The following is a 2,388-nucleotide window of genomic DNA, read 5'->3' as shown; positions in this document are numbered from 1 at the left end:
GAGATTGCTCGGACCGTGAGTGTCAGCCGTTCCACCGTCAGCCGGACCAAGCGCCGCTTCGTAGAAGGCAATCTGGAGCGGGCCTTGAGCGAGGAGCCGCGTCCGGGCGCAGAGCGCAAGCTGACCGGAAAGGAGGAGGCCCTGCTGGTGGCGACGGCATGCGCCAAGCCGCCCGCTGGCCGCAAACGCTGGACGCTGCTGGCCGACACGATGGTCAAGCTCACCGATCACGACAGCCTGTCGGGCGAGACCGTGCGTCGCCGGCTGGCCGAGAACGACCTCAAGCCATGGCGCAGGGACATGTGGTGCATTCCCCATGTCGACGGCGAATACGTCGCCCGCATGGAGGACGTGCGCCCACGTCACGAGCGCCGTGTAACATTCATTCCGGCAACGTCGGCCCGATCTAGTTCAACACCGATCGGGACATCCCCGATGCCTTTCCTCTCGTTCTCGAAGAACATGCCGAGTGCGGCACTCGCCAGTTTACGGCCGAAGGCACGCATACTTTCGACTCCCCACGGATCAAAATGCGCTAGAGCGATCTCAACCACCCGTCGGGGCATCATCCGCGATGTTAGAGCGAGAGACAGTGGCTCCTCAATAGGATAAGGAGTCACGGGTTTGATCAATGAGGCGCTTAACAGCATCACCTCGTAGTCGTCGAACGCGCGCCGCAAGATCATCTGCAGAGCTTTCGTCCGGCGATACTGGCCGCACAGGCCGTCAAAACCCGAAGAGAAACCGGGAGCGGGAAGCGCTGCTGACAGAAACACCTGTACCTTGGGATATGGCTCGGCCCACTTACTCGAAAGCACAATTGTCCTCTCCTCGGAGGACGCGGGGGAAGAGACCTCTGGCTTCACTATTGGCGGGGCCACTTGCTCGAGCGGCATCATCGCTGCTGACAGAGTTGTCATAGCACCCCTCTGTTGCGCACTCGCGGAAGTGAGACGTACCGCTGGCCGCGAATTGGTGAGCTTGCGGAAAACCACATCAATCCTCCAATGCCTTCTCGATCAAAATGCCGATGCTGGACAGCTCGTCCATTGCACGCTGGGTGTGCGACCTGCGCCGCATTGCGGGAGCGCGTGACATATTCGGCACCGTCAGGTGCAGCATACCCCGCGCTTTCATCGCAGCGAAGGCATCACGTTCATACATCGGCGCGTCGATCATTGGCAAGGCCGCCAGCATGTCTTGAGCGTCCTGTTGAGAGACTGTCAGCCTGCCGGTCGGCACTCGCTGGCGAAGAATGGCGGTTTTGATTTGCAGTTTCTCTTGTATTAGTAGCTCGACAACGTATCGGTAAGTCGTAAGTGCTTCGTCGAGATCTAGAGGCGTTAGCATGGTCGGCACCAGAATGAAATCGGAGCTGGCGATAATACTCACATTGAGTTCGCTCAAGCCACCGCGAGTGTCAGCAAGCGCATAGTGGAAGCCGCTCGCTTCGGCCTGTGCATATGCGGTCTCCAGTAGGGGCAGCTCATCCGCAACGAATACGTCGCACTGAGGATCCCAAGTGCCGTTGCGCAGCGCATTTTCTTTCCATTTAGTAAGCGGGCGATTTTCGTCCGCTTCGAAAAGAGCGACTTTATTATCTTTGAATGCGAATGACGAGCACAGACCCATCAAAGCTGTAGTTTTGCCGGCCCCTCCTTTGAATGAGCAGCAAGTGATTAGTTTCATATCTGATGGCACCCCGTGCTGAACCAATTTTGATACGATATGCGATGTGTGTTTGCCAGGCCGACTAAGTCAGTTCAACACGACGCGACTCTGAGATGGAACGTCGTCAAGATAACCCGCCATGGATTACATACCGATAAACTTAGCTACAACCGCAACCGTTCTTTCGTGAAATGCAGAACCGACGTCATTACATTAGGCGCTTCTCAGCGCATGACTGAGACCCTAGAAGGCGTGGAGAGGCACACTGTCGGACTCGGTTGATGACGCTCCATTAAGTAAACGGCGAAGTGCTGCTATCACTTCGAGGAGAGCCTCCGTCTTTGAGCGCTTGCTGTCGTGCTTCGCCGGCACCGTCGGCTCCGAGCATGCGACGAATCATTAACGTAAATATATTTACGCCGCACGATATGCCGACGTCAAGGCCACGACAGCAGTCGCTGGCTTGAATATAATGATGATGACGGAGTACGGCGCACATAATAAAAGTCTCTTGCGGCATTAATCCCTTTACAATTGCGGCGTAATCATCCTTACGTTTTGCGGCACGATCGCAAGTCCGCCCTGTCGCCGAGCTATGCGGGATTTTGGGTGATGAGGTGATCAGGCGGCGTGGTTTGCCGGCATTTGGATGACCTCGATGCCGTCGTTGAATCTGACACCTGCGATGACCTTCGGCAACTGATTTGTGCCTTTGAG

At 56.4% G+C, this 2,388-nt stretch carries 2 protein-coding genes and 1 pseudogene; 1 reads left to right on the top strand and 2 read right to left on the bottom strand.

Annotated elements, in window-relative coordinates; translation table 11 throughout:
- A pseudogene (locus ACZIRK_RS44930) lies at positions 1-354 on the top strand (helix-turn-helix domain-containing protein); the annotation flags it as partial.
- A gap of 8 nt (positions 355-362) precedes the next feature.
- Here ACZIRK_RS44930 and ACZIRK_RS44925 read toward each other — a convergent pair.
- The gene (locus ACZIRK_RS44925; protein ID WP_165421598.1) at positions 363-995 is read right to left on the bottom strand and encodes a VirC2 family conjugal transfer protein; all 633 of its coding nucleotides are present in this window, start codon (positions 993-995) and stop codon (positions 363-365) included.
- A 1-nt stretch (position 996) separates the two neighbouring features.
- Entirely contained in the window at positions 997-1,689 is a 693-nt protein-coding gene (locus tag ACZIRK_RS44920) for a conjugal transfer ATPase VirC1 (RefSeq protein ID WP_130231874.1), read from the bottom strand.
- Positions 1,690-2,388: the final 699 nt, after the last annotated feature.

This window comes from Bradyrhizobium sp. Leo114 (assembly GCF_055229415.2).
Note: the sequence above shows the minus strand (reverse complement) of the source record. Positions and strands in the feature narration are given on the sequence as shown.